Source organism: Colwellia asteriadis (assembly GCF_039523295.1).
GTDB lineage: Bacteria > Pseudomonadota > Gammaproteobacteria > Enterobacterales > Alteromonadaceae > Colwellia > Colwellia asteriadis.
On sequence record NZ_BAAAFA010000002.1, the window covers coordinates 162,386 to 180,287 of the forward strand.

A 17,902-nucleotide genomic window follows, 5' to 3' on the forward strand; every position below is an offset into this window, starting at 1 on the left:
AATATAATTAAAGCACAGTTTGATCTAAGCACTGTTCGTGCCATGAGTTATTACAACAGGTAAAACAGCATGTTAGTGTTGGAATTATTGGGTGGTTATTAATAGTTTTACATAATGTAAAATTATATGACAGAGGTTAACCAGCTAGGTATTCGTTTATTGGTTTAGGAGGCTTTGTACTTGCTGAAGTGTTGTTTGGGTTGCACCTTGGTTGGCAAGTACTACGTTATAGGCATGTTGCCCTAAAATATGCTGTTGCTCAGGCGCCGAGAGTAATTTGATAACACTATTCGCGAGTTCATCGGCTTGTTCATCAATACTTGTGGTGGTCGCTGGTGTTTTTAGTTGCACTATGCCGTTTTCATGCTGCATTTGCTGCATTACTTCGGCAAAGTTACTCATGTCATTACCGACAATAATAGGCTTTTTAAAAAGTGCCGGCTCCAATGGATTATGCCCGCCAATACTACCGCTGAAACTCCCTCCCATAGTAATAATGTCACCTAAGGCAAAAGTTGCCATTAATTCGCCTAAACTATCGAGTAACCAGATATTTTCATCGTTAATAACCTTTTTATCGCTGCGTTTTATTGTGCTGAAACCTTGCTTTTGACATTGCTCAGCAACAGATTGAAAGCGCTCAGGGTGACGAGGTACGAGTACTAATAGCAATTGTGGAAAATGAGCTAGAATTTTAGTAAAGGCAAGTAGTGCTAACTTTTCATCGCCCTGATGAGTACTGGCGACTATCCATGTTTTACGGTGGTTAGAGATATATTGTGCTAGCTCAGTTTGCTTTTGCGCTAACTCATCATTAATACTGATATCAAATTTTACATTACCACTATTTAGGCATTGCTCAGATCGAGCACCTAATTGTATAAAATGTGCTAAATTTTGCTGACTTTGCGTCAATATAGTATCAAAACGCTGTAAACATGGAGTGATTAGCGCTTTTAATTTACTGTAGCTGTGTAATGATTTTTTCGATAGGCGACCATTAATCAGTAGTAGTTTTATTTTTTTGTGATGGCACTGGGCGATTAAGTTAGGCCATAACTCAGTTTCCATAAAAATGACTAATTGAGGTTTGACTCGCTGTAAAAATAACCAAGTACATGGAAATATATCAAGCGGCAAATAACAATGCTGAACAGAATTACCAAAAAGTTTTTTAACTTGCGCAGAGCCAGTAGGCGTAAACGTGGTAACCGTAATCGCTAGTGCAGGGTAGTTAGTTAATAGCTCATTAATGAAAGGTTTAAGGGCAAGTACTTCACCGACACTGGCTGCATGCACAACAATGCCGTCAGGTTTGATTGAGTTAGAAATAAACCCTAAGCGCTCTGATATGCGCTGCCGATATTGCTTGTTATTTTTAGAGCGTAAAAGTAAGGCAATCAGCACTATAGGTAACAAGCTTAATAAAAGTATACGGTAAAATAGCAAGGCAAACATAAATTGCTCTATAGTGAGTTAGTCGGTAGATTATACGCAAGCAATCAACTAAATATAAGTGTTAGTCAGTTATGCTCATAAAATTAATATCATCGTTTTCACATTCCTTTCACCCTAAACCTAATTCGTGCGAGCTGTTTCAGGTTTTATCTTATTGCTATCGATACAAACGCAAATTCATGGCGCTATTGTTACTATGTTGCCCATTTACCTCTATGGCGCTAGCTGATATTGAGGCAGATGAAAAAGCACTGCCAAGCCATATGGTTAAGTTTAAAGCCGATGTCGACAGACGGTTTTTATTGGCGGCAGATTACCTTCATTTCCCTCAAAAAGAAGCCGCTCAACACATGGGTGGTGTGTTGATTTTGCATGACTGCAAAGAGAGTCGTAAAAACTATCAGGAGCTGGCACAAAATCTAGCTAATAGCGGTTTACATGTGTTGTCATTAGACTTTAGAGGTTACGGTGATAGCACTGATAATGGCTTTTCTGAGCAAGAATTAAAAAAACAGGCTAAAGATTTAGTGAGCTATCAGAGTGACTTGGCTCTATTAACGTCATATTGGCCTGAAGATGTTATAGCAGCTTATCACTATTTGCGTAAAGAGTTAGATAAGAGCAAAGGCATTGCGGTTTTTGCTAGTGGCTGCTCTAGTGGCTATACGCTTGAGTTGGCACAAAAATATCATGTTAAAGCTTGGGTATTATTAAACCCTGAAATGTCATATAGCGATAAAGAACGTTATAAAACCTTACTTGACGCTCCTAGTTACTTTATTAGCTCGGGGCATCAATTAGCTAGTCTTAGCGTTGCTCAAGAATTATTTAATTGGAATGGAGATAAAAAATCTAAAATTCAAATATTTAAAGTAGATAAAAACAATAGTCAGCTTCTCAAAAGCAACAGAAGATTAGTAATAGATATTGTTGAGTGGTTAAAATTTAATTTGTCATAAACAGTGGTTTGGGGTATTTAAAACAACAATAGAGCAACAGTAAAGCTTTTGTGACACTCAGTTAAAATTTTACAAAATATCATTCGGCTTATGGCGCATTTGATTGATGATTGTCGTACAATAGCAAAAACGCTAAAGCTGGCTACAGTTAACACTATTATTTGGTAAAAACCAAAACGTAATCAGCGCTTAGATAAGCTAAATATTCAATTACCTGTTGAGGCGAAAACATGTCAGCAAATTTCTATCATCATATTCAAGATCAAATTAATCAAGTAAAAGCCGATGGTTTATATAAAGCGGAGCGTGTTATTACCACTGCTCAGCAAGCCAATATAGCCGTGGCTAGCGGTGAGCAAGTTGTTAACTTTTGTGCGAACAACTACTTAGGCTTAGCAAACCATCCTGCGTTAATTGCTGCAGCAAAAACAGGCTTAGATGAGCATGGTTTTGGTATGGCATCAGTACGCTTTATTTGTGGTACACAAGATATTCATAAGTCATTAGAGCAAGGAATTAGTGAGTTTCTAGGCATGGAAGATACTATTTTGTATTCATCATGTTTTGACGCGAATGCGGGTTTATTTGAAACCTTATTAACGGGTGAAGATGCGATTATTAGTGATGCGTTAAATCACGCTTCTATTATTGATGGCGTACGTTTATGTAAAGCAAAACGTTTTCGTTATGCAAATAATGATATGGCAGCATTAGAGCAGTGCTTAATTGAAGCAGAGGCTGCTGGCGCGCGTTTTAAGTTAATTGCTACTGACGGTGTTTTTTCAATGGACGGCGTTATTGCTAATTTGAAGGGTGTTTGTGACTTAGCTGAAAAATACAATGCTATGGTTATGGTTGATGACTCACACGCGGTTGGTTTTGTTGGTGAACAAGGTCGTGGTAGCCATGAATATTGTGAAGTAATGGGGCGCGTTGACATTATCACTGGCACCTTAGGTAAAGCTATGGGTGGCGCTTCGGGTGGTTACACTTCTGGTAAAAAAGAAGTGGTTGAATGGTTACGTCAACGTTCACGTCCCTATTTATTTTCTAACTCACTGGCACCAGCCATTGTTAATGCTTCATTAAAAGTACTTGAACTATTAGCAGACGGTGATGATTTACGTAAAACCTTAAAAGATAACGCTGCTTATTTCCGCAATAATATGGAAGCTGCTGGCTTTACTTGTGCAGGGGCTGATCATGCAATTGTTCCTGTTATGTTAGGCGACGCTAAAGTAGCCAGTGATATGGCTAACAAATTACTTGCCGAAGGTATTTATGTTATCGGCTTCTCATTTCCTGTTGTACCGAAAGGCCAAGCCCGTATTCGTACGCAAATCTCTGCAGCGCACAGTAAAGCTCAGCTAGATACTGCTATTGATGCGTTCACTCGTATTGGTAAAGAAATGGGTATTATTTAATAATTAATGACATAGTCACTTGTATAGCCCACTTACATGAAAAATATAAATTGGGCTATACAACTTAGCTATGCCGATATTGGTAGTTAGAAAGAGAGCAATAATGAAATCTTTAGCAAAATTAAAAGCAGAACCGGGTATTTGGTTAACCACCTCTGAAAAACCTGAAGTAGGCCATAATGATTTATTAATTAAAATTAAAAAAACCGCTATTTGTGGTACCGATATTCATATTTATAATTGGGATGAATGGTCGCAAAAAACTATTCCAGTACCTATGGTGGTTGGTCATGAATATGCAGGCGAAGTGGTTGGTATTGGCCAAGAAGTAAAAGGTTTTAGTCTTGGTGACCGAGTTTCGGGTGAGGGTCATATTACTTGTGGTCATTGCCGTAACTGTCGTGGTGGTCGTACGCATTTATGTCGTAATACTGTTGGTGTTGGTGTTAATCGCCCTGGCTCCTTCGCTGAATACTTGGTGATCCCTGCTTATAATGCTTTTAAATTACCTGATGAAATTTCAGATGATTTAGCGGCTATTTTTGACCCGTTTGGTAACGCTGTACATACGGCATTGTCTTTTGATTTAGTGGGCGAAGATGTTTTAATTACCGGTGCTGGCCCTATAGGTATTATGGCGGCAGCGGTTGCTAAGCATGTTGGCGCACGCCATGTTGTTATTACTGACGTTAACGAATATCGTTTAGAGCTAGCACGTAAAATGGGTGCAACACGCGCTGTTGATGTAAGTAAAGAAAACCTTAAAGATGTGATGAATGATTTAGGGATGACGGAAGGTTTTGATGTTGGTATGGAAATGTCAGGTGTACCTTCGGCATTTACCGGTATGTTAGAAAATATGAATAATGGCGGTAAAATTGCCATGTTAGGTATTCCTGGTAGTGATATGGCGATTGATTGGAGCCAAGTTATCTTTAAAGGGTTAACCATTAAAGGTATTTACGGTCGAGAAATGTTCGAGACTTGGTATAAAATGGCCAGCTTAATTCAATCAGGTTTAGATTTATCACCGATTATTACGCATCATTATAATGTAGATGACTTTCAACAAGGTTTTGATGTAATGCGCTCTGGTCAGTCAGGTAAAGTTATTTTAGACTGGACCTAATCAAAGCGTGTAACGATCAGGCCCGTAGTTTTTAAATGACTCGGGTCTTATTGCAAATATAACAAAGAAAGAGGTAACTATTTTGGCAAGCAATGAAGAAGTTTTTCAACATATGAATGTAAATGAATTGCATGAGGTCTTGGCAAATAAAACCCATGTTGTTGTTGATATTCGTGATGCTACCTCTTTTAAAAATGGTCGTATTGAATCTGCAATCCATTTAACTAATGAGTCGTTACCTGAGTTTTTAAGAACCGCTGACTTTGATATGCCTGTTGTTGTGTGCTGTTATCATGGTATTTCAAGTCAACAAGCCGCTCAGTTTTTAATTAGCCAAGACTTTACCGAGGTTTATTCTTTAGATGGCGGTTTTGAGCAATGGCAAGCACTATACCCTGAAAACATTGAGCGCTAATGAGTGAGCCGTTAAATCATCCTGTTGATGAAGCATCAGCGCTAGTTTCGTTAGTTGAGGTTAAAGCCCATAATATTGCGCTTTTATTTGCTAATTATTTAACGTCGCTGGATATTATTGCAAAAGTTGTTGAAGCCGATAGCGGTTTTATTATTTATTGTGAGCAAGCAAAGCTGGCGCAAGCACAGCATGAATTTGAACAATTTATTAAACAGCCTTATGCGCAAAAATACCAACAAGCGGCTTGGCAAAGTGGTGAAGTTGTTAGCGTACGTAATGGTGAAGCGTCCTTGCTTGATACTTTTAAACAAAGCTTTTTAGCTCATGCGGGTATGGTGACGTTAAGCGTTTTTGCCATATGTTGGGCGGTTTTTATTGCTAGTAGTGTTAGTCCAACCTGGGCGCAAAGTTTATTTAAGGCATTGCAGTTTTATCCACAGCTATCAATCGATGCTTTTATAGCGCAACCGTTACGAGTGCTAGGGCCAGCATTTTTCCATTTTTCATTATTACATATTGTTTTCAATACTATGTGGTGGTGGCAATTAGGTGGCAGTATTGAGAAAACCTTAGGCAAAGGCACTTTAATTAATTTGTTGCTACTGTCGGCGATAGTTTCGAATTTAGGGCAATATTTAGTGTCAGGTCCGAACTTTGGTGGTTTATCTGGGGTTGTTTATGCGCTAGTGGGTTTTGTTTGGTGGTATGGTTATTTAGCACCCGAGAAAGGCTTATCGTTATCTAAACCTATTGTAGGGTTTTTACTTTTTTGGTTAATATTGGGGTTTGTTGATTTACTCCCTGTAAATGTTGCTAATACCGCGCATTTACTTGGTTTGTTATCAGGCTGTTTTTTAGCGGTATTTACTGTGAAAGTACTAAAAAAAGATAAGTAAAGTTAGGATACTTAATCAATATAATCAATAAAACACGGCATAACTATTAGCCGTGTTTTTGTTCTAAGCTTAAGTTGTGTTTAGTTATCTAACCATTGGGTAAAGAGTAATTTTTTGATTAAAGGCTTTCCTGTTTCTTTGGTGAGTAAATCTTTAACCTCTTCTTCGCACATTAATTGAATTTCAGCACGACCTTTCATTGACTTGATTCTAGCCTCGCCTTGTTGACCGATAATGTTAATAATAGCATCGCGTAACAGTGGCGCATGATGTTCAACAATAGACAAGTTATCACCTTCAACCATTAGCTCAACAGTTAAACGCACAAAGCCCATTTTCTTCTTTACTGCCACATAATTGGTAACTATATCAGGCTCGAAACCATAATAGGCATATTTAGAAGCGTGAGCAGAAGCTGAAAATAGTGAAATGGATAACAATAATAAAGTGAAGAAATATTTAAGCATAAAGACAAACTTACCGTCAGTTTAAAGTGAGAAGATTATTCCTTATGATAACCTTATTTTAATGTTTTGCTTGTTTATTTTATAAAAAAGGCAAAATTTTTATTGATGCTCTTTAGGTCAATGAGTTCTGCAACAAACAGTGTTATTATAAGCGCGTTTTTCGTTACTATTAAATTTTATGAGCCAGCCACACCCATTATTTCCTGTTACATTAGCTAGCCATTGGCATGATCCTAGCCGCAGTCAGTTAACTCATTCTTTATTAGACTGGTTACTCGATTCTGCGTCGCTTACTGCAAGGTTAAAGAAGCACTGTACTCATTTTAGTGTTGAGCTTTTGGGACAAAAAGTTGAGGCATGCAGTGCTGCTGAAGCTACTGCTGAAATTTGTGCAGGAGAGCAAGTACTCGTAAGAGAAGTGCTTTTGCATTGTGACCAAGTACCACAAGTGTTTGCGCGCAGCTTATTACCGTTATCGAGTTTAACAGGTGAAGAGCAACACTTAGCTAACTTAGGTACTCAATCGTTAGGGCAAGTATTGTTTAGTAGCCCGTTATTAACACGAAAAAAAATTCATATAGCTTCATTTGATAAGCAGTCAAGCGTCGGGCAGCTTTCACAGTATTTACAATTAGCGGTAGGGCAGCCCTTATGGGGGCGCCGCTCTACGTTTATGTTAGGCGATAAACCACTCGTAGTTGCTGAAGTGTTTTTACCGCAAGCATTCGCTTATCAACAAACGCCTTTGAGTGTTAATGCAGGAATAAATCATGCTGAGTAAGTTAAACCAAAATTGGCAAGCTATTAAATTAATCACGCGTATGGACAAGCCTATTGGCACTTATTTACTCTTATGGCCAACATATTGGGCATTGTGGATAGCTAGTGATGGCTGGCCGAATTTTCATTTATTACTCGTTTTTACGCTTGGCGTTTTTATCATGCGTAGTGCCGGCTGTGTGATTAATGATATAGCGGACAGAAAAATAGACGGTAAAGTTGAACGCACCCAAAACAGGCCTTTAGTGTCAGGAATGATGACCACTAATACCGCCATTAATTTATTTGGCATATTAATAGGTATGGCGCTGGGTTTAGTGCTTACTTTGAGTTGGCCAACTATTTACTTATCGGCAGTGGCATTGGCACTTGCATCACTTTATCCCTTTATGAAACGCTACACTCAATTACCGCAGGTGGTACTTGGTGCTGCGTTTAGTTGGGGTATGATTATGGCGTTTTCTGAAGCGCAGGGTGAAGTGCCGTTAGTTGCTTGGTTGTTATTTATTGCCAATTTATTATGGACCGTAGCTTATGACACTATATATGCCATGGTTGATCGAGATGATGACTTAAAGATAGGGGTTAAATCAACCGCTATTTTGTTTGCTGATAATGATAAGCGCATTATTGGTTTTTTACAGTTATTAGTACTGGCTTTGCTGTGGACTGTTGGTGATATTCTTGCCTTTGGTTGGCCTTATCAATTAAGTATTGTTATTGCTGGTGCAATGTTTACTTATCAACAAATCCTTATTAGTAATCGAGAGCGAGAAGCTTGCTTTAATGCCTTTTTACATAACCATTGGGTGGGCATGGTGGTGTTTATCGGTATTATGATTGAATATTTATAGCTCGTAGTGTTGTGGCACTATAATAAGCTTTTATTCACTTGAATTAAGTAGCTCGATAAAGCTTTCTAAAGGCAATGGCTTACTAAAATAAAAGCCTTGGTAGTGATAACAACCCAAGGTTTTCAAACAACTTAATTCTTCTAAGGTTTCAACGCCTTCAGCCAATACTTTCATATTCAAGGTTTTACCAAGGCTGATAATCATACTGGCAATGGCAGCACTTTCGCTTGATTGATTAATATTGGTGACAAACGAGCGATCTATTTTTAACACGCTAGCAGGGATTTTTTTTAGGTAGTTAAGCGAAGAATAACCTGTACCAAAATCATCAATAGCGCAATCAACCGATTGTGCTTTTAAAGCATTAATTAAGGTTATCGACTTTTCAATATCTTCTACCAATAAGTTCTCAGTAAGCTCTAAGGCAATGTGCTGAGCATTAATCTTTTGTTGCTCAATTGCCGCTAACATTTTGTCTTGAAAGTCAGCCTGAATAAGTTGCTTTGCACTAATATTAATAAATACGCGCTTAAAGCTACTAGGTAGCCCCAATGTTTCTAATTGTTTAATATCACGGCACGCTTGCTCTAAAACCCATTGTCCAATAGCAATAATTAGGTTACTTTCTTCAGCAATGGGAATATAAACCGCAGGTGATTCCATACCATGCACGGGATGTTGCCAGCGTAGTAACGCCTCAGCTCCCGTGATTTGTCCTGAATGGTTATATTGCGCTTGGTAGTGCAGTCTGAAATCGCCAGCGACTAAACTGGCTTTCATGTCTTCAATATAAGCCAAGCGTTTATTGATTTTATCCGACATTGCAGTGTGATATTGCAATCCAAGAGTTGTTTTAGCGCGCTTAGCTTCATACATCGCAATATCGGCATATTTAATAATACTGGTCGACATATCACTTTGTAATGGGAATAGTGCATAGCCAATACTGCAACTTAACTTATAAGCATTGCCATCAACTATAAAAGCGGAGGCTAATGCTTGATTGATACTTTGAATTATTTCACTAATTTCGAGTTGATATTCCTGACTTTTTTGAGATCTTAACTGATTAATTAATAACGTGAACTCATCACCACCAAAGCGTGCAATGTCAATATTTTGATTAGCAATAGTATGCAATCTGTTAGCTAGGGTGACTAATATTTTATCACCAACGGCATGCCCTAAGGCATCATTAATAGGTTTAAAGCGGTTTAAATCGATAAAAACAACAGCACCAAGCTGGTTATCTTTTATAGCATTATCAATAGAGTTCGCTAGTAAATTATTAAAGTGTTGTCGGTTATATAAACCGGTTAAACCATCATGCTGTGCTTGAAAAATTACAGTTTCTTCAGCAAGTTGTCGAGAATAAACCTCTTGTACTAAAGTATCGTGCACAATAGAGGTATAACAGCTAGTGGCTAGCTTTTTTAAAATAGGCGTTAATGCTTTTAGTACTGTTGTTTCAACTTGGTAATGTGTTTCAAAAATAAGCACGCCATGTTTAGGAATAATAAAGCCATAAAGGTGCTGACCGTTTTGACAAGTAAACATTTGCTTGAGTTTTGTCTGTTCTACTTGCAGTGCAAAATCTTGTAATATTGTATTATTTTGCCATGGTTGATTACGCTTATTTTTAGGAATGCTGAGCAAGTGATTAAAGCTATTATCTTCTTCGGCTGAAAATGACTTGGGAGTACCGTTTTTATCGGTATACATGTAAACATGCGCACTGGTTAAGTTTAAACGGCTAAAGCAAACTTTTAAAAATACCTTTAACATGGCATTTAGATCAAGTTTATTGCCAATGGCCATAGCAAGCTCGTGTTGTAATGAAATAATAAATAATGCGTTGTTGTTCATCATACTGTTATTAAATTACCATGAAATGATTACTGTTGATTTATTGAGTAGCCGAATGGCGCCGCTTTTATTCTTTGCTATTTCACCTAAGGATAACACCCCAAACAAAGTACTGTGTTGGCATTGTTGAGCGATAACAGCAATTTCCCTTGAAAAGTCTTCTTGCATATATAAATCGCGACTAATGCAGTCAAATACCATAGTAGCTGAAAACTCATGCTTGTATTGAATTAGGTCATTTATTGATGTTGTTATTGTGTTTCTATTAGGTGTAAGAGAGGTGATTGCCGCCTGTTTCGCTGAGTCTATTAAGGTGTCGATATTGCTCTTGAGTAAATAAACCATACTATTTACAGGAACATTACCTAAGCATTGTAGTTGGTTATTAATCGCTAAAATGGGATCACGTACGATTAAGTTATGGTTAATATCTTCGATGCCTAGAGGGAAGTGCTTTGCTATCTCGAAAAAGTCATCTGTATCAAAACAATAGTCGCTTTCACTTTCAATAATGTTCTTGTAAGTCTCAAAGGCAGGCAGGTAGTTTAAACTGTGCACCGTTTGTCCTTGCGCCTCTGACACTAAAAAAGGCCCTTTAAAGGTTTCCCAACCATGGGCTATACCGATGCTTAAATCGTAAGGTAAAGCGGCTAATTGAATGGTGTCACTAAGTAAGCCTTGGTTGCTGTAAATACAAGGTTTTTGAATGAAATCTAAATTACCAGCACCACCTCCTGCGATAGAAATATCATGATCGAGCAGTTCAAACAATGTATCTAAAAAGTTCTCTACACCATTAACCAGGCTATCATAAAACATCAGTAAACTGCTTTCGGCAATAGTAATAGCGTATTGGGGGTCGCTTAAATAAGCCTCTAGTGCTTTTTCTGTTTTAATGGCGCTTAAGTGAGTGAAATTGGCAATGTTAATGTGCTCATTAAACCCGATGATTAGTGAACCTTGCTCTAGAACATTTTTTTGATGGATAATTAGTGGATAAATACCGCCGCATACAGGTAAGTCGAGTTGGGTTAAAATAGGGTCGAGTTGTGCGGGAGTGTAATTGTTTTGGTTGCAGCTTAATATTAACAGACTTTTTGCAGGGCTTTGCTTAGCTAATGCTATACCTTGTTCCAGCTCTGTTAGTAAAGGGCTAGTGGTATGCCAACAGAATAATGTAGTAGCCATGTTGTTAACCCTCCTTGTTATTTACAAGCCTAAACGGTGTAATAAATATGCAATATTGATAATGCCTAATAAATGTAAATAAAACCAGTTTTTTCTTATATGCCAATTAGTTATAAAAACTACTCACTATCAACCAGTCCATGATTTACCGCATAGCGAATTAGCTCTGCTAAGCTATCTACATTGAGTTTTGCCTTAATATTGCGTCGGTGAGCTTCAACGGTGCGAAAGCTAATATTGAGCATTTTTGCAATGGTTTTACAGGCGTACCCTTGCGCTGTATAGGCTAAAATAACTTGCTCTCGCGTAGTAAGCTTTTCTTTTTCATCACCGAGTGGACTATCTATTAAGGCTTGAGCAATTGAGGGGCTGAAATATTTTTCCCCTGAGGCTACCGCTTTTATCGCAGCGTATACTTCTGCAGAGCCAGTGTCTTTTAGAATATAACCCGACGCACCTGCTTGCATGGCGCTACTCACAAACTCTATGCTGTCATGCATACTAAAAATAAGTACGCGTGTATTTTTGAGTTGCTCGGTAATAATTTCGGTGGCATCAATACCGTTCATGTCGGGCATGCTAATGTCCATTAAAATAACATCAGGTTTTAGTGTTAAAGCTTGTGTTAACGCATCTTTACCGTCTTGAGTTGACCCAATAATATTAATGTCATGATAATAAGACAGACAAGCAGTTAAGCCATCTTGCACCATTGGGTGATCATCAACTAATAATACCGAGGTTATGTACTCACTGGCGGTGTTATTAGTGCTCAGTTCAGAGTTTTCCATCTTGTTAGGCTCCTATTCATGCGTGTTATTTTTAGTTATGGGCGGCTCAGGTTTGTTAGATGATTGTCTATTGGCATTAAAATAAAAAGCAAAAACGTGTGTTGGAATATTGGCTGTAATAATAGTCCCTAACTTGGATGAACTAATGGTGAGTTGGCCACAGTGGTATTCAATACGTTCGGTTAGGTTGCGTAAACCAATACCAAAAGCCTGTTGGGGAGTACTAGTATTAAACCCTTGTCCGTTATCGGCAATAACTAACGTTAACCATTTATTTTCTATTGATAAGTCGATAGTGACTTTAGTGGCGTTTGCGTGTTTTTCGATATTGATCAGCGACTCCTGCACCACACGATATAGACTGGTATTAATATCGTCTGGTAATAGTTTACTGAGTTTAGGCTTAGTTATTTCAACATTAATGCCAGTTTGTTTTGAGAACTCTTTTCCTAATGACATGATGGCGGCAGATAAGCCAAGCTCGTCTAAAATCCTCGGGTGTAAATGGTGAGAAATGCGCCGTACTTCTTGAATGGCAACAGCAAGGTTTTTTTCAGCATCTTGTAAAGGTTTGGGCTTACTCTGCTGCTGTTGGCTTAAGAATATGCCAGTGGCTTCTATTGAATATTTTATGGAAACCAAAATTTGCACAATACCGTCATGAAGCTCACGCGAAACATGGCGATGTTGCTCTTCGCGTAAATTAATAATTTTTTGACCAAGCTCGGTAATTTTTTTATCGGCTTTTTTCTTATGGCTAAGATTGATGCCTAGGCCAAAGATGAAAATAATGAAAATGGCACTTAAAGCCACTAACAAAATAATTTGTTTTGTTTTATTAATGTGTAAATCAATTTTTTGCTGCAAGGTGGCGAGCTGTTGGTTCATATCATCAAGATAAATACCTGTGCCTAACATCCATTGCCATGAGTCTAAATAGGTTGAATAACTCATTTTGTCGGCAACGGTTTGGCTTGATGGTCTCATCCAGGGGTAATGTAGAAAGTCACCGCCCGCTTTGGCGTTACTGATGAGTTGTTGAATTATTTTGTCGCCTTGTTCGCTTTCTATATGCCACCAGTTTTCACCGATGCGGTGCGGCTCCTTAGGATGAGCAATATTAACCCCGTGTTGATCATAAGCAAAAAAATAACCGTCATCACCGTTGTATAACAACTTATCAATAAGCTTTTTAACATCGGCTTTTTTTTGCTCATTGGTTGCATCGGCTATTGGGTGCATATGGTGAATAGCCGAACTCACTAAGGCGGTGTAGTTTTTAAGCTCTTGCTGTTTTTGTTGAATAAGGAAGTTTTCAAGGGTTTTGAGGTTTTGATTGGAAAGCGTGCGGTACTCACTGGTAACAAAAAAGTAAATAACAATGGAGGTCAATATAACTTGTAACACCGCAATATAAAATAAGCGTAGTGGTAAAAGCATAATCATTTTCCAACAGTTATTAATACAGCGGTAAATAATTACAAACTTTCAATAAAAGCACTAGTATTACTTTAGCTTATCGGTACTTAGCGGCTAAGACTTTGGTCGTAGGTGTTATTACTAATAGTATTTTTAGTCAGATTACTTACTATAGTTAAGCACTAAAAAATTATAAAAATAACGACAATAACAATTCAATATTACAATGATAGGAAGGAAGGTATGAAAAAATCAATTTTTGTAAAAGCCGCGCTGGTTGTGTCGCTTGGCTTATCATCGCTGGGTTTAACGTCAGTGGCGTTAGCTGATGATGGTAAGAAATACCGTTGGAAGTTAGCAGAAACTTGGGGGCCAAATTTTCCTATTTTCGGTGAAGCTTCGAAGAATATGGCTAAAATGGCCAAAGAAATGTCAAATGGCCGTTTAGATATTCGTATTGATTCATCAAACAAACATAAGTCGCCACTGGGCATTTTTGATTTTGTGAAAAGTGGTCAATACCAAATGGGCCATTCAGCTTCTTATTATTGGAAAGGTAAAAACTTCAATACCATGTTTTTCACCACAGTACCTTTTGGTATGACCGCACCTGAGCAATATGCGTGGTTTTACCATGGCGGTGGCATGGAGTTAATGAAAAAAGTTTACGATCAATACGGTATTTTATCGTTCCCAGGTGGTAATACAGGTAACCAAATGGGCGGATGGTTTAAAAAAGAAATCAATAGCGTAGAAGACTTCAAAGGCTTAAAAATGCGTATCCCAGGTTTTGCTGGCGAAGTATTAGCTAAGCTTGGTGCTAAGCCAACGAACATTCCTTCAGGCGAGTTATATACAGCTTTAGAGCGCAATACTATTGATGCTTTAGAGTGGGTTGGACCTTCGTTAGATTTACGTATGGGCTTCCATAAAATTGCGCCATACTACTACACAGGTTGGCATGAGCCAGCAACTGAGCTGCAATTTATGGTTAACGAAAAAGCATACAATGAGTTACCAAAAGACTTACAAGCTATTTTAACCGTAGCTATGAAAACTGCGGCTTATGACATGTATGTGCAATCAATGCATGCCAGTGGTGAAAACTTAGCGTCTTTGAAAAAAGACTACCCTAATGTACAAATGCGTTCATTCCCGAAAGAAGTTATGAATAGCATTGTTAAAGCAAACGATGAGTTATTAACTGAATTTGCTGCTAAAGATTCAATGACTGCAGAAATCTTAAAATCATTAAACGATTATAAAGGTCAAGTTCGTGCATGGACTAACTTGTCTGATCGTGCCTACCTTGATAATTTTGACGAAAATAAATAGCGTTAATTGCTATTAAACTTAAAAAAGCTGTTAGTTAATTCATACACTAACAGCTTTTTATTAAGCTTATTTGTACTGAGAATAAAATGAATACAATGTTAAAAATAGTCGGGAAAATTCTTGATGCCTTAGGAAACTTTTGTAGTTTGTTAATGGTGTTGATGATTCTTAATGTTTTCTATGATGTGGTAATGCGCTACTTTTTCAATGATGTCAGTATTGCCATGCAAGAGCTCGAGTGGCACTTGTTTGCTGCGATGTTTATGTTTGGTATTGCCTATACCTTAAAAGAAGATGCTCATGTTAGAGTCGATATTTTTTACGATAATATGCAAGCGCGCAACAAAGCGTTTATTAATATTTTTGGTTCGTTATTTCTCGCTTTACCTATTACTTTATTAATTCTTTATTACAGCTGGGATTACACTTTCGATGCCTATGAAATGGGTGAGGGCAGTGGTGACCCTGGTGGTTTACCGCATCGCTGGATAGTACGTAGTGTTATTCCTCTTTCATCGGTATTTTTAATGCTCGCTATTTTTCATGTGGTACTAAGTCAAATACAAGTACTGATAGCCGCTAAAAAACCAACTGAGGAGCAGTAATCATGACAGGTATTGTACTTTTTGCTATTGCTCTGGTTTGTTTATTTTTAGGCTACTCAGTTGCCTTTACCTTTGCCGGTGTTTCTTTAATTGTTGGCGTGTTTGTTTTAGGTGCCGATTTATTTGCTTTTATGCCGTACCGCATTATGAGTATTATGGAAAACACCATTTTAATGGCAGTGCCTATGTTTATATTTATGGGGATTGTGCTGCAAAAAACGGGTTTAGCTGAGCGTTTATTAGAGTCAGCGGCCAAACTCTTTGGCAGCATTGCTGGCGGTGTTGCTATTTCAACAATTGTTGTTGGCGCTTTACTGGCAGCGTCTACCGGTGTTGTTGGTGCTAGTGTAGTGGCAATGGGAGTAATTTCATTACCGGTGATGCTTAAAAATAATTATCACCAACCTACGGCAACAGGGGTGATATGCGCCTCTGGTACGTTAGGGCAAATTATTCCGCCGTCTATTATTTTAATTATTTTAGGCGATGTTATGGGCGTACCTGTTGGTGACCTATTCCGCGCCGCGATTATCCCAGGCATGATGCTTGTTGTCGCTTATGTGGTGTACATTTTAATTTTGGGCAAAATAAAACCTGAATTTGTGCCGCCGATTACCGTGACCGAAAACAAGCGTGAATTATTAGTGCAAGCACTTAAGGATATTGTGCCGCCATTAATTCTTATTTTAGCGGTGCTAGGCTCTATTTTTAGTGGTATTGCCACGCCAACCGAATCATCGGCAATAGGCGCGGTAGGCGCGGTAGTTTTGTCTATTTTCTACGGCAGTTTTTCTTTTGGAAAAATGCACGAAGTGTCAAAAGAAACCGTTAAAGTGACTTCAATGGTATTTGCGGTATTAATTGGTGCTACTGCTTTTTCTATGGTGTTTAGCTATTCTGGTAGTGAGTACATTGTAGAAGACTTCTTTATGGAATTACCTGGCGGTAAATGGACCTTTATTATTTTAGCGATGCTAGCTATTTTGATTTTAGGCTTCTTTATCGACTTTATTGAGATTGCCTTTCTCGTCGTGCCAATATTATTACCCGTTGCGATAGCGCTTGATATTAATTTGGTGTGGTTTGCTATTTTGATTTCTATGAATTTACAGACATCGTTTCTGACGCCACCGTTTGGCTTTAGTCTATTCTACTTAAAAGGCGTAGCGCCGAAATCACTACGCACTACGACGATTTATAAAGGGGTTATTCCGTTTATTTTAATGCAAATAGCCGTATTACTTTTAGTTATCTTGTTCCCAGAGCAGCTGATATTCTCGTAAGAAAAAGCGACTCACTAAAGTGTTAGTGAGTCGCTTAGTTTTATCTGTCAAAGTCCTAACAGAACATACCTCATCTGAATGTAACCTATCTGATCGGTTTTATTTTAGCGTTTACTTTTTTCATGTGCTCGCGAAAATTCTTATCAAACTTACTCTCGCCGCAGGAAAAATGAGAGGTTGTTGCTTCTACTGAGCTACCAAGCATTTGTTCGCGATGAATAGTACACGTACCATTATCATTTTTAGTAATAGCATGGTGACCAGTACGCATGGTACTTTGCTGATACTTTTCATCACGGGTTAACTGTTTCACTGAATGGGGGACTGGTATTTGTTCGCCGTCCATTGCAGAGGCAGAGCGTGCTTGCGTATGCTCTTTATATAGCTGATTTGCCGCCTTGCTATTAATAGCGCTTCTTAAGCGTGTGAGCTGCTCGGTTGCCGATAAACGTGGTTTATTGGGGCGTGTTGTCTCGGGTAAAGCAGGTCTTGGTGGTAGTTCTGGTGCTGGATTTTGTCGCTGTGCTTGCTCCAGTACTTTATCCGGTACTGGCTCTGGTACTGGTTCTGTTACTTGTTGTTCTTGAGGTGGTGCTTCTGCTAACAATTGCTGTAACACTTCGGGCGCTATTTTAGGCTTGGTAGCTGTTGCTTTTTTTATGCTTGTATTTGTGCTGGCGATCGACTCTGACTTTTTTTCAGTTTTAGTTTCAATTTTAGTTGTATCAGTTATGTCAGTTACTTGAGCTTTATTTATCTCAGGCGCGATTTTTTCAGGTATTGGCTTTGCTTTACTCGGACGATAAATATAGCTTTTGATGGCAGGTTTGGTTGCTTTTATCGCGGGGAAGGTTTTTTCAGTATGACTGAAATAGATCAGCGCAGCTAAAATAATTAGGTGTAAAATCGCAGAAATAACAACCGCAGTATAACGTCCGTTTAACACCTTATTTAACAAAATAACCAACACTTATAATATAAGAAAAAATTAAGTAAATCAGTAGACAAGCTAAACCTAGTTAGGTTCCCCTTA

General features: G+C 38.2%; 17 protein-coding genes. 10 read left to right on the top strand and 7 right to left on the bottom strand.

Annotation, left to right across the window (positions count from 1 at the left end; genetic code table 11):
- Positions 1-156: 156 nt before the first annotated feature.
- Entirely contained in the window at positions 157-1,458 is a 1,302-nt protein-coding gene (gene waaA / locus ABD005_RS03895) for a lipid IV(A) 3-deoxy-D-manno-octulosonic acid transferase (protein ID WP_343815197.1), read from the bottom strand.
- 179 nt (positions 1,459-1,637) lie between these two features.
- On the opposite strand from waaA, the gene ABD005_RS03900 reads away from it, so the two are divergent.
- The 5 genes from ABD005_RS03900 (at position 1,638) to glpG (ending at position 6,281) form a co-directional block, all read left to right on the top strand.
- Positions 1,638-2,417: an alpha/beta hydrolase gene (locus ABD005_RS03900; RefSeq protein ID WP_343815201.1), complete on the top strand. Its 780-nt coding sequence runs from the start codon at positions 1,638-1,640 to the stop codon at positions 2,415-2,417.
- Between the two features lie 230 nt (positions 2,418-2,647).
- The gene (locus ABD005_RS03905; protein WP_343815204.1) at positions 2,648-3,841 is read left to right on the top strand and encodes a glycine C-acetyltransferase; all 1,194 of its coding nucleotides are present in this window, start codon (positions 2,648-2,650) and stop codon (positions 3,839-3,841) included.
- A gap of 103 nt (positions 3,842-3,944) precedes the next feature.
- A complete protein-coding gene (tdh, locus tag ABD005_RS03910) occupies positions 3,945-4,970 on the top strand; it encodes an L-threonine 3-dehydrogenase (RefSeq protein WP_215981218.1) in 1,026 nt (341 codons plus the stop codon).
- Positions 4,971-5,052: 82 nt separating this feature from the next.
- A complete protein-coding gene (glpE, locus tag ABD005_RS03915) occupies positions 5,053-5,385 on the top strand; it encodes a thiosulfate sulfurtransferase GlpE (protein ID WP_289847632.1) in 333 nt (110 codons plus the stop codon).
- Positions 5,385-6,281 carry a rhomboid family intramembrane serine protease GlpG gene (gene glpG / locus ABD005_RS03920; RefSeq protein WP_215981217.1) on the top strand — a complete coding sequence of 299 codons (897 nt, stop codon included), beginning with the start codon at positions 5,385-5,387 and terminating at the stop codon, positions 6,279-6,281. The genes glpE and glpG overlap by 1 nt, the downstream gene beginning before the upstream one ends.
- 80 nt (positions 6,282-6,361) lie before the next feature.
- Here the strand turns inward: glpG and ABD005_RS03925 are convergent, their stop codons facing one another.
- Positions 6,362-6,748, bottom strand: a complete 387-nt coding sequence (locus ABD005_RS03925; protein WP_215981216.1) for a flagellar basal body-associated protein FliL — start codon at positions 6,746-6,748, stop codon at positions 6,362-6,364.
- A 178-nt stretch (positions 6,749-6,926) separates the two neighbouring features.
- Here ABD005_RS03925 and ABD005_RS03930 point away from each other — a divergent pair, with 178 nt between their 5' ends.
- Positions 6,927-7,529: a chorismate--pyruvate lyase family protein gene (locus tag ABD005_RS03930; RefSeq protein WP_343815209.1), complete on the top strand. Its 603-nt coding sequence runs from the start codon at positions 6,927-6,929 to the stop codon at positions 7,527-7,529.
- Positions 7,519-8,382: a 4-hydroxybenzoate octaprenyltransferase gene (ubiA, locus tag ABD005_RS03935; protein ID WP_215981214.1), complete on the top strand. Its 864-nt coding sequence runs from the start codon at positions 7,519-7,521 to the stop codon at positions 8,380-8,382. Before ABD005_RS03930 ends, ubiA begins: the two co-directional genes overlap by 11 nt.
- 30 nt (positions 8,383-8,412) lie before the next feature.
- On the opposite strand, the gene ABD005_RS03940 is transcribed toward ubiA, so the two are convergent.
- The 4 genes from ABD005_RS03940 to ABD005_RS03955 all read right to left on the bottom strand — a co-directional run bounded on the left by ABD005_RS03940 (position 8,413) and on the right by ABD005_RS03955 (position 13,667).
- A complete protein-coding gene (locus ABD005_RS03940) occupies positions 8,413-10,251 on the bottom strand; it encodes a putative bifunctional diguanylate cyclase/phosphodiesterase (RefSeq protein ID WP_343815212.1) in 1,839 nt (612 codons plus the stop codon).
- A 12-nt stretch (positions 10,252-10,263) separates the two neighbouring features.
- The gene (locus ABD005_RS03945; protein ID WP_343815214.1) at positions 10,264-11,436 is read right to left on the bottom strand and encodes an FIST signal transduction protein; all 1,173 of its coding nucleotides are present in this window, start codon (positions 11,434-11,436) and stop codon (positions 10,264-10,266) included.
- Positions 11,437-11,555: 119 nt separating this feature from the next.
- Positions 11,556-12,227, bottom strand: a complete 672-nt coding sequence (locus tag ABD005_RS03950) for a response regulator transcription factor (RefSeq protein ID WP_215981211.1) — start codon at positions 12,225-12,227, stop codon at positions 11,556-11,558.
- A 12-nt stretch (positions 12,228-12,239) separates the two neighbouring features.
- The gene (locus ABD005_RS03955; RefSeq protein ID WP_215981210.1) at positions 12,240-13,667 is read right to left on the bottom strand and encodes a cache domain-containing protein; all 1,428 of its coding nucleotides are present in this window, start codon (positions 13,665-13,667) and stop codon (positions 12,240-12,242) included.
- 222 nt (positions 13,668-13,889) lie between these two features.
- Here ABD005_RS03955 and ABD005_RS03960 point away from each other — a divergent pair, with 222 nt between their 5' ends.
- The 3 genes from ABD005_RS03960 to ABD005_RS03970 all read left to right on the top strand — a co-directional run bounded on the left by ABD005_RS03960 (position 13,890) and on the right by ABD005_RS03970 (position 16,869).
- Positions 13,890-14,981: a TRAP transporter substrate-binding protein gene (locus ABD005_RS03960; RefSeq protein ID WP_215981209.1), complete on the top strand. Its 1,092-nt coding sequence runs from the start codon at positions 13,890-13,892 to the stop codon at positions 14,979-14,981.
- 86 nt (positions 14,982-15,067) lie between these two features.
- Positions 15,068-15,586, top strand: a complete 519-nt coding sequence (locus ABD005_RS03965; RefSeq protein ID WP_343815217.1) for a TRAP transporter small permease subunit — start codon at positions 15,068-15,070, stop codon at positions 15,584-15,586.
- Positions 15,587-15,588: 2 nt separating this feature from the next.
- Complete coding sequence (locus ABD005_RS03970) at positions 15,589-16,869, top strand: TRAP transporter large permease (RefSeq protein WP_215981207.1); 1,281 nt, start codon at positions 15,589-15,591, stop codon at positions 16,867-16,869.
- 85 nt (positions 16,870-16,954) lie between these two features.
- On the opposite strand, the gene ABD005_RS03975 is transcribed toward ABD005_RS03970, so the two are convergent.
- Positions 16,955-17,827 carry a hypothetical protein gene (locus tag ABD005_RS03975; protein WP_343815219.1) on the bottom strand — a complete coding sequence of 291 codons (873 nt, stop codon included), beginning with the start codon at positions 17,825-17,827 and terminating at the stop codon, positions 16,955-16,957.
- Positions 17,828-17,902: the final 75 nt, after the last annotated feature.

Excerpts from the sequence above, each read along its gene's own strand:
- waaA (WP_343815197.1), bottom strand. The coding sequence starts at position 1,458 with ATGTTTGCCTTGCTATTTTACCGTATACTTTTATTAAGCTTGTTACCT.
- ABD005_RS03900 (WP_343815201.1), top strand. The coding sequence starts at position 1,638 with ATGGCGCTATTGTTACTATGTTGCCCATTTACCTCTATGGCGCTAGCT.
- ABD005_RS03905 (WP_343815204.1), top strand. The coding sequence starts at position 2,648 with ATGTCAGCAAATTTCTATCATCATATTCAAGATCAAATTAATCAAGTA.
- tdh (WP_215981218.1), top strand. The coding sequence starts at position 3,945 with ATGAAATCTTTAGCAAAATTAAAAGCAGAACCGGGTATTTGGTTAACC.
- glpG (WP_215981217.1), top strand. The coding sequence starts at position 5,385 with ATGAGTGAGCCGTTAAATCATCCTGTTGATGAAGCATCAGCGCTAGTT.
- ABD005_RS03925 (WP_215981216.1), bottom strand. The coding sequence starts at position 6,748 with ATGCTTAAATATTTCTTCACTTTATTATTGTTATCCATTTCACTATTT.
- ABD005_RS03930 (WP_343815209.1), top strand. The coding sequence starts at position 6,927 with ATGAGCCAGCCACACCCATTATTTCCTGTTACATTAGCTAGCCATTGG.
- ubiA (WP_215981214.1), top strand. The coding sequence starts at position 7,519 with ATGCTGAGTAAGTTAAACCAAAATTGGCAAGCTATTAAATTAATCACG.
- ABD005_RS03940 (WP_343815212.1), bottom strand. The coding sequence starts at position 10,251 with ATGATGAACAACAACGCATTATTTATTATTTCATTACAACACGAGCTT.
- ABD005_RS03945 (WP_343815214.1), bottom strand. The coding sequence starts at position 11,436 with ATGGCTACTACATTATTCTGTTGGCATACCACTAGCCCTTTACTAACA.
- ABD005_RS03950 (WP_215981211.1), bottom strand. The coding sequence starts at position 12,227 with ATGGAAAACTCTGAACTGAGCACTAATAACACCGCCAGTGAGTACATA.
- ABD005_RS03955 (WP_215981210.1), bottom strand. The coding sequence starts at position 13,667 with ATGCTTTTACCACTACGCTTATTTTATATTGCGGTGTTACAAGTTATA.
- ABD005_RS03960 (WP_215981209.1), top strand. The coding sequence starts at position 13,890 with ATGAAAAAATCAATTTTTGTAAAAGCCGCGCTGGTTGTGTCGCTTGGC.
- ABD005_RS03965 (WP_343815217.1), top strand. The coding sequence starts at position 15,068 with ATGAATACAATGTTAAAAATAGTCGGGAAAATTCTTGATGCCTTAGGA.
- ABD005_RS03970 (WP_215981207.1), top strand. The coding sequence starts at position 15,589 with ATGACAGGTATTGTACTTTTTGCTATTGCTCTGGTTTGTTTATTTTTA.